General features: G+C 69.5%; 6 protein-coding genes and 1 tRNA gene. 4 read left to right on the forward strand and 3 right to left on the reverse strand.

All coding sequences use genetic code 11. The features are described from left to right. Complete coding sequence (locus ABD022_RS11865) at positions 1 to 3,111, forward strand: efflux RND transporter permease subunit (RefSeq protein WP_343821438.1); 3,111 nt, start codon at positions 1 to 3, stop codon at positions 3,109 to 3,111. After that, on the forward strand, positions 3,104 to 4,573 hold the full coding sequence (locus ABD022_RS11870) for an efflux transporter outer membrane subunit (RefSeq protein ID WP_343821440.1): 1,470 nt from the start codon (positions 3,104 to 3,106) through the stop codon (positions 4,571 to 4,573). Before ABD022_RS11865 ends, ABD022_RS11870 begins: the two co-directional genes overlap by 8 nt. Here the strand turns inward: ABD022_RS11870 and ABD022_RS11875 are convergent. Next, positions 4,566 to 5,561, reverse strand: coding sequence for a Nudix family hydrolase (locus ABD022_RS11875; RefSeq protein WP_343821442.1), 996 nt, complete (start codon positions 5,559 to 5,561; stop codon positions 4,566 to 4,568). The two genes, ABD022_RS11870 and ABD022_RS11875, sit on opposite strands and share 8 nt — an antisense overlap. Positions 5,562 to 5,584: 23 nt before the next feature. Next, positions 5,585 to 6,424 (reverse strand): ATP-binding protein, encoded by an 840-nt coding sequence (locus ABD022_RS11880; RefSeq protein WP_325124599.1) that lies wholly within the window; start codon positions 6,422 to 6,424, stop codon positions 5,585 to 5,587. A gap of 113 nt (positions 6,425 to 6,537) precedes the next feature. Here ABD022_RS11880 and ispB point away from each other — a divergent pair, with 113 nt between their 5' ends. Together ispB and ABD022_RS11890 are read left to right on the forward strand one after the other, a co-directional pair. Continuing rightward, positions 6,538 to 7,503, forward strand: coding sequence for an octaprenyl diphosphate synthase (gene ispB / locus ABD022_RS11885; RefSeq protein ID WP_325124572.1), 966 nt, complete (start codon positions 6,538 to 6,540; stop codon positions 7,501 to 7,503). An 87-nt stretch (positions 7,504 to 7,590) separates the two neighbouring features. After that, a tRNA-Pro gene (locus ABD022_RS11890) sits at positions 7,591 to 7,667 on the forward strand. 76 nt (positions 7,668 to 7,743) lie between these two features. On the opposite strand, the gene ABD022_RS11895 is transcribed toward ABD022_RS11890, so the two are convergent. After that, positions 7,744 to 8,689: PQQ-dependent sugar dehydrogenase (locus ABD022_RS11895; protein WP_343821444.1), on the reverse strand; the 946-nt coding region annotated here is incomplete at its 5' end.

An 8,689-nucleotide genomic window follows, 5' to 3' on the forward strand; every position in this document is an offset into this window, starting at 1 on the left:
ATGCGATTCTTCGCCCTGTTCCTGCGCCGGCCGATAGGCACATCCCTGCTGTGCCTGGCGCTGGTCCTGGCCGGGGCGCTGGCGTTGCGTTTCCTGCCGGTGGCGCCGCTGCCGCAGGTGGATTTTCCGATGATCTCGGTCTCGGCCTCGCTGCCCGGGGCCAGCCCCGAGACCATGGCTTCCAGCGTGGCCATGCCGCTGGAGCAGTCGCTGGGCGCGATCGCCGGGGTGGAAAGCATGAGCTCGCGCAGCAGCGAAGGCCAGACCACCATTTCCCTGATGTTCGAGCTGGACCGCGACATCAACAGCGCCGCGCGCGACGTCCAGGCCGCCATCAATGCCGCGCGGCCCATGCTGCCTTCGGGCATGCGCGACAACCCCACCTATCGCAAGGTGAATTCGTCGTCCTCGCCGATCATGACGCTGGCGCTGACCTCGGACACCGCCACGCGCGGCGAGCTCTACGATCTGGCGTCCACCGTGCTGGCGCAGAAGCTGGCCCAGGTCAACGGCGTGGGGCAGGTGACGCTGGGCGGCAGCTCGCTGCCGGCCGTGCGGGTGCTGGTGGATCCGCGCGCGCTGGAATCCATGGGAATCACGCTGGATCGCGTGCGCCAGGTCCTGCAGGATGTGAACTCGTTGCGTCCCGGCGGGCTGGTGCGCCGCGGCGACACCCAGTGGCAGATCCACTCCAGCGGCCAGCTGCGCAAGGCTGCCGACTATGCGCCCCTGGTCGTGGAATGGCGCGACGGCCGTCCTGTGCGGCTGGGCGATGTGGCGCGGGTCGAGGACTCGGTCGAGGACACCAACCAGGTCGGCTATTTCAACGACCACCCCGCCGTGCTGATGATCATCCGCCGTCAGGCCGATGCCAACATCATCGAGACGGTCGATGCGATCCGCGCGCTGTTGCCGGAATTCCAGGCGCTGCTGCCGGAGCAGGTGCGCCTGACCGTGGCACAGGACCGCACGCCCAGCATCCGGGCTTCCCTGTTCGAGGCCGAGCTGACCCTGGTGCTGTCGGTGGTGCTGGTGGTGGCCGTGGTGCTGGCCTTCCTGGGCAGCTGGCGCGCCGCGCTGATCCCGGCCATTGCCGTGCCGGCCTCGCTGATCAGCACCTTCAGCCTGATGTGGTGGTTCGGTTTCACCCTGAACACGATTTCCCTGATGGCCCTGATCGTGGCCACCGGCTTCGTCGTGGACGATGCCATCGTGGTGCTGGAAAACATCATGCGCCATGTGGAGCGCGGCATGCGCCCGGCGCGCGCCGCCCTGCGGGGCGTGACCGAGGTCGGCTTCACGGTGCTGGCCATGAGCCTGTCGCTGATCGCCGTGTTCATCCCCTTGTGGCTGGTGGGCGGCCTGGTGGGGCGGTTGTTCAAGGAATTCGCCGTCACTTTGTCGGTGGCCATCGGCGTGTCTCTGCTGGTGTCGGTGACGCTGACGCCGGTGATGGCGGCGCGCCTGCTGCGCGCGCCGGGCACGCACGAAACCCCGCCCCGGGGCGTGCTGCGGAATTGGCTGCGGCGCTGCGGCCAGGCGGGCGAGGCCGCTTACCGGCGGTCCCTGCGCTGGTCGCTGGATCATGGGCGCATCGTGCTGCTGCTGCTCCTGGCCACGGTAGGGCTGAACGTCTACCTGTATGCCAGCATTCCCAAGGGCTTTTTCCCGCAGCAGGATACGGGGCAGCTGATGGGTTTCTTTCGCGTCGACACCGGGACGTCCTTCGGCGAGACCCAGGCCCGGCTGGATGCGTTCCGGCGCGTGCTGCTGTCCGACCCGGCGGTGGATACCGTCACCGCCTATGCCGGCGGCCGCGGCGGCAGCAACTCCAGTTTCATCCAGGTGCAGCTCAAGCCCCTGAGCGAACGCACGGCCAGTGCCGGCGATGTCGTCAACCGCCTGCGCCCCCGTTTCGAGCATACGCCGGGGGCGCGCATGTTCCTGGTGCCGCAGCAGGATATCTTCGTGGGCCATTCCTCGCGGGCGGGTTCCTATTCCTACGTGCTGATGGGCAGCGACCTGGCCCTGCTGGGCCAATGGCTGCCGCGCGTGCGCAATGCCCTGGCCGCGCTGCCCGAACTCGTGGATGTGGACGACGATGTCGAGGACAAGGGCCGCCGGGTCGAACTGGTGGTCGACCGGGATGCGGCCCGGCGCCTGGGCGTGCAGATGGCGGACCTGGCGGGCGTGCTGAACAATGCCTTCAGCCAGCGCCAGGCGGCCGTGCTGTATGGCGTCCTGAACCAGTACCACGTCGTCATGGCGGTGCAGCCCCAGTACGCCCGGGACCTGCATTCCCTGCGGGCCTTGCAGGTGATCAACGCCGCCGGCGAGCGCGTCCCGCTGACGGCCTTCACCCGGATCACCGAAGGTACCGCGCCGCGCTCGGTCAATCACGAAGGCCTGCTGGCGGCCGATTCCGTGTCCTTCGGCCTGGCGCCCGGCGTATCCCTGGACCAGGCGCTGACCGCCATCGATCGCGCCGTGGCGCGCATCGGCATGCCCACGCAGGAGCTGCAGGGCGGGCTGGACCAGAGCGCCGGCATGATGCGCGATGCGGTGGCGCAGCAGCCCTGGATGCTGGTGGCGGCGCTGGTGGCCATGTACCTGGTGCTCGGCATGCTGTACGAAAGCACCCTCCACCCGATCACCATCCTGTCCACGCTGCCTTCCGCCGGCGTTGGCGCCTTGCTGGCCTTGCGGCTGGTGGGCATGGAGTTCACCCTGATCGCGCTGATCGGTGTCTTCCTGCTGATCGGCATCGTCAAGAAGAACGCCATCATGATGGTGGACTTCGCCCTGCAGGCGCAGCGGCGCGAGGGCCTGGACCCGCGCGAAGCCATCTATCGAGCCTGCCTGGCGCGCCTGCGGCCGATCCTGATGACCACCCTGTCGGCGATGCTGGGGGCGCTGCCGCTGCTGCTGGCCACGGGGGCGGGCGTGGAAATGCGCCAGCCCCTGGGGCTGACGATCTTCGGCGGCCTGTTGGTCAGCCAGGTGCTCACGCTCTACACTACGCCCGTCGTCTACCTGAGCCTGGATCGCCTGCGTGGATCCCGCCGCCGTGCTCCTCTCCCGCCGCAACAGGAACCTGCCCCCCATGGCTGATCGCGTGTCTTCGCGTCATGACGCGGACTCCGTTTCCGGGCGTCCGCATGCCCGCCGTTTTCCGCGCCGCACGGCGCGCGCGCTGCTGGCTGCCGCGGCTGTTCTGGCCGTTTCGGCCTGCGCCGTCGGCCCCGACTACCAGCGGCCCGTCCAGGACGTCGGCGTGGCCTATGCCCATGCCCCCGAAGGCCGCTGGATCCCGGCCGACACGCCGCCGCAGGCACTGCCCGCCGACTGGTGGGCGCTGTTCGGCGATCCGGTGCTGAACGACCTGATGGACCGGATGCCCCGCGGGAACCTGGACCTGGCCCAGGCCGAAGCGCAGTTCCGGGAAGCCCGCGCCGCGCTGGATTCAGCGCGCGCGGGCCTGTTCCCGTCGCTGGGCGTGTCGGGTTCCGTGAACCGGGCCGGGCAGGGGGTGTCCGATGCGGGCAATCCCGCCACCACCTACAGCCTGTCGGCCACCGCCAGCTGGGAGGTCGACCTGTGGGGCCGTGTGCGGCGCGACGTGGAAGCGGCACGGGCCGGCGAGCAGGCCAGCGCCGCCGATCTGGATGCCATGCGCCTGAGTCTGCGGTCCACCCTGGCCCAGGCCTATTTCGGCGTGCGCGCCAGCCAGCTGCAGGACGCCTTGCTGGCCCGCACGCTGGACGAATATGCGCGTGCGCTGGAAATGACGCGCAATCGTCTGGCGGCGGGTGTGGCGTCCCCCGCCGATGTGGCGGCGGCATCCGCGCAGCTGGACCAGGCTCGCGCCCAACGCATCCGCCTGGGGTGGCAGCGCGAGCAGCAGATCCATGCCATTGCGGTGCTGCTGGGACAGGTGCCGGCGAGCTTCCGGCTGGGCGGCGGCGCCAGCCTGCCGGCGGTGCCCCGGGTGCCGGTGGGCGTGCCTTCGGCCCTGTTGCTGCGCCGCCCCGACGTGGCGGGAGCCGAACGTCGGGTGGCGCAGGCCAATGCGCGCATCGGCGTGGCGCAGGCCGCCTGGTTCCCCGACCTGACCCTGAGCGCCCAGGGCGGCTACCGGGCGGCGGAATTCGCCTCGTGGATCATGGCGCCCGCGCGTTTCTGGACCCTGGGGCCGGCCCTGGCGGCGAGCGTGTTCGACGGCGGCGCCCGCGCCGCTGCCGTGGCTTCCGCCCGGGCAGCCTACGACGCCCAGGCGGCTGCTTACCGCAAGACGGTGCTGGATGCCCTGCGCGAGGTCGAGGATGCCTTGGTCCAGACCCAGGCGCTGGCAGAAGAGCAGGCCGCCCGGGACCGCGCGCTGGCGGCGGCCCGCGAAACCCTGCGCCAGGTCACCAACCAGTATCGGGCCGGCCTGGTCGATTACCTGAGCGTGGTCCAGGCGCAGACCAGTGCCCTGAGCGCCGAGCAGACGGCGCTCGATGTGCGCGCCGAGCGCCTGACGGCATCGACGCAGCTGATCGCCGCACTGGGCGGCGGTTATTCGTTCAACTGACCAGCTGGCCGCGGATCGCGGCGATGCCGTGCGCGCCGTGCAGGCGCGCGGCTTCCAGCGTGTCGAGCGACTGGCCGCCGATGGCGAAGACGGGCCGGCCTGCTGCATCCGCAAGGGCCCGGAACCGGTCCCAGCCCAGGGCCTGGAGACCGGGGTGGGTGTCTGTTTTCAGGACGTGTCCCAGCACCACGAAATCGGCCTGGAGCTGGCGCGCGCATTCGATGTCCGCGGGCGTGTGGGCGGAAACCCCCAGCCAGCCCGGCGGCCGCGTGTCGTCCTGCAGGACGCGGGCCGCGTCGGCCGCCCGCAACTGCACGCCATCGGCTTCGGACCACCAGGCGACCGGATGCGCGCTGTTGACCAGGCAGCGGGCCCCATGCTGGCGGCACAGGGACAGGGTGGCGGAGAACGCCTCGCGCAGCGAGGCCGGATCGCCGTTCCAGTCCGGCTCGCGGAACTGCACCAGCTTCAGCCCGCGCAGCAGTTCCTGGCGCAGTTCGGCCAGCCAGCCGGACAGCCGGCCGGGCTGGCCGATCCGGCTGAGGCGGTAGCGCGTGGGCAGGCGCAGCCAGCGTAGCGGCGGGGCCGCAGCCGGCAGCAGCGAGCCGCCGCCGGGGCCGATGGGGTGTTCGGATTCATCCAGGCGGATTTCCCAGGGATCGACCCAGTCCAGCGCCTGGCTCTCGCGGCCATGGGGCTCGCCTTCCCAGGCGGTCACCTGGCAGAAGGCCAGTTCGACGATGGTCTTGGGATATTCGTGCACGTACACCACCCAGGGGTAGACGCGCGTGGCCCGGATGCCGAGTTCTTCATCCAGTTCGCGCACCAGCGCCTGCTCGACGGTCTCGCCGGCTTCGATCTTGCCACCCGGGAATTCCCACCAGCCGGGCCAGGCCTTGCCTTCCGGGCGCTGCCCCAGCAGGAGCCGGCCCCGCGTATCGATGATCAGGCCGGCGGCCACGCGGATGTAGGGTTTCGAGTCAGTCATGGTGATTGATGAACGGTATCGGATCAGATGTGGCGGGCGGCCCAGTCGCGCGCGAACTGGCGCGCCACGCGCCCGGACCGGGAGCCGCGTTCCAGCGTCCATTGCAGGGCCTCCGTGCGCGCTTCGCCGACCTGGGCCTCGGTGCAGCCATGGACCCGCAGCCAGTGGCCGACGATGTCCAGGTAGTCGTCCTGGGCAAAGGGGTAGAACGACAGCCACAGGCCGAAGCGTTCCGACAGGGAGATCTTTTCTTCGACGGTTTCGCCGGGATGGATTTCACCGTCGGGCTGGTGCTGGGCCTCGAGGTTTTCGTGCATGTATTCCGGCATCAGGTGGCGCCGGTTCGAGGTGGCATAGATCAGCAGGTTGTCGCCCGGCGAGGCGACCGAGCCGTCCAGCGCGGACTTGAGCGCCTTGTAGCCGGCTTCGCCTTCTTCGAAGGACAGGTCGTCGCAGAACACGATGTAGCGTTCCGGCCGGCCATGGATCAGCTCGATGATCTGGCCCAGGTCGCCCAGGTCCGATTTGTCGATCTCGATCAGGCGCAGGCCCCGGCTCGCATGGGCGTCCAGCAGGGCACGCACCAGCGAACTCTTGCCTGTTCCGCGCGCGCCGGTCATCAGGACGTTGTTGGCCGGCTTGCCGGCCAGAAAGGCCAGCGTATTGCGTTCGAGGATGGCCTTCTGCCGGTCGACGTGCCGCAGGTCGTCCAGGTGGATGGGCGCGATGCGGCGGACGGCCTCGAGCCAGCCGCGCGCGCCCCGGCGCTGCCAGCGGTAGGCGTGGGCCGTCCAGTCGATGGCGGGCGGAGCGGGCGGCAGCCAGGCCTCGAGTTGGGCCAGCACGCCCATCGCCCGGTCCATCAGCGCCTGCAATCGATCTTCTGCCACGGAATTCTCCCGAATGTGATGCGGAAAGTATAATCTGGCTCTTTGCGGCCGCTTCCGGCGGGCGCCCATCAGCATCCGGGTCCGTCTTGAACTTCTCAGAACTGTTCGCTCCCATCGTGTCCGACATGCAGGCGGTCGATGCCGTCATCCGCGCCCGTCTGGATTCCGAAGTCGTCCTGATTCGCACCATCGGCGATTACATCGTCGGGGCCGGAGGCAAGCGCATGCGGCCAGCCATGGTGTTGCTGGTGGCAGGGGCGCTGGGCTACCGGGGCGACAACCACCACCGCCTTGCGGCCGTGGTCGAATTCATCCATACCGCCACGCTGCTGCACGACGACGTGGTCGACGAGTCCGACATGCGGCGCGGCCGCGAGACCGCCAATGCCGTGTTCGGCAATGCGGCCAGCGTGCTGGTGGGCGACTACCTGTATTCGCGTTCGTTCGAAATGATGGTCGAGTCCGATTCCATGGCCGCCATGGCGGTGCTGTCGGCGGCCACCACCATCATTGCCGAGGGCGAAGTCCTGCAATTGCTGAACGTGCACGACCCGGACGTGTCCCTGGACCGCTACCTGCAGGTCGTGCGCTACAAGACCGCCAAGCTGTTCGAGGCCGCCGCCCAGGTGGGGGCCATCATTTCAGGCGCGACGCCCGAACAGGAGGTCGCCGCGGCTGCCTACGGCCGCCACATCGGCACGGCCTTCCAGCTGATCGACGACGTGCTGGACTACAGTGGCGACGTCAAGGCCCTGGGCAAGAACGTGGGCGACGACCTGCGCGAAGGCAAGCCCACCCTGCCGCTGATCCGGGTCCTGGAAACCGGCACTCCCGAACAGCGCGGCTTGATCCGCAGCGCCATCGAGACCGGCGATGCCGACTTCGAGGCGGTGGCGCGCGCCATTCATGCCACCGATGCCCTGGATTACACCCGCCAGGCGGCCCGCGCCGAAGCCGACCTGGCCCGCGATGCGCTGTCCGCCTTCCCGGATTCCGTTTATCGGGAAACTCTGCTAAAATTCTGTGCTTTCGCGGTCGAGCGCGACCGTTGAAAGCTTCCCGCTGGCGGGCATTGGCCATGTTCATGGCCGCGTGATCCTGGGTCATTCCTGGGTCGTGTGTTCGCCTGGCAGCACCGTCGGGGTGTAGCTCAGCCTGGTAGAGTACTACGTTCGGGACGTAGGAGTCGCATGTTCGAATCATGTCACCCCGACCACTCTTTTTTTGAAGACGCACGGCCGCAAGCCGTGCGTTTTTGTTTTCGGGCGTGCGCTTTCCAGGCCCGTCGTGGCTTACGGTGCCGCCAGCCGCATCAGGCCGGCGCCGGCGCCGTCCTCGATCACCCAGACCGCGCCGTCGGGCGCCACGGCCACGTCGCGGATGCGCCGCCCCAGCGGCCATCGGTCCGCCTGGCGGGGTTTCCCGTCAGCCCCGAAGGCGACGCGCACCAGGCCTTCGGCGCGCAGGCCGCCGATCAGGGCCGACCCCCGCCATGCGGGAAAGGCCGCGCCCTGGTAGAACGCCAGGCCGGCCGGGGCGATCACCGGGGTCCAGTAGAGACTCGGCGCATCGAATTCCGGGCAGGTGGCATGCCGGGGAATGGGCCAGCCGCTGTACTGGTCCCCGTTCGAGACCTCGGGCCAGCCGTAATTCCCGCCGCGCCGGATGCGATTCAGTTCGTCGCCGCCGCGCGGCCCCATTTCGTGTTCCCAGAGCGTGCCGTCCGGCGCGAAGGCCAGGCCGTACGGATTGCGGTGGCCCGTGCTCCAGGTCAGCGCGCGGATCCCTTCCTGTCCGGCCATCGGGTTGTCCGGCGGCGCAGAGCCGTCCGGGTTCAGGCGCAGGATCTTGCCCCGGGCGGCGTCGGGGTCCTGGGCCGTGCCGGGTTCCATCCGGTCGCCGACCGCCAGGAACAGGTGCCGTCCGTCGGGCGAAAAGGCCATGATGCCGCCGGGCTGCCCGCCGCGGCTGGACGGCAGCTGGCGCCAGAGGGTTTCGATGTCCCGCAGGCGGGCGCGTCCACCGGACTCTTCCATGCGGGCGCGGGCCAGCGCCAGGACACCGCCGCCGTCCTCGGGCGCCACCCGGGTGAAATACAGCAGGCTGTCCCGGGCGAAGTCCGGCGAGATGGCCACGTCCAGCAGGCCGTTCTGGCCGTGGTCGTAGGCTTCCGGAACGTCCTCGATGGGAACCCTGGCCCCGTCCTGCGTGACCAGGAACATGCGGCCGGCCTTTTCC

It is taken from the genome of Castellaniella daejeonensis (genome assembly GCF_039523555.1).
Classification (GTDB): domain Bacteria; phylum Pseudomonadota; class Gammaproteobacteria; order Burkholderiales; family Burkholderiaceae_B; genus Castellaniella; species Castellaniella daejeonensis.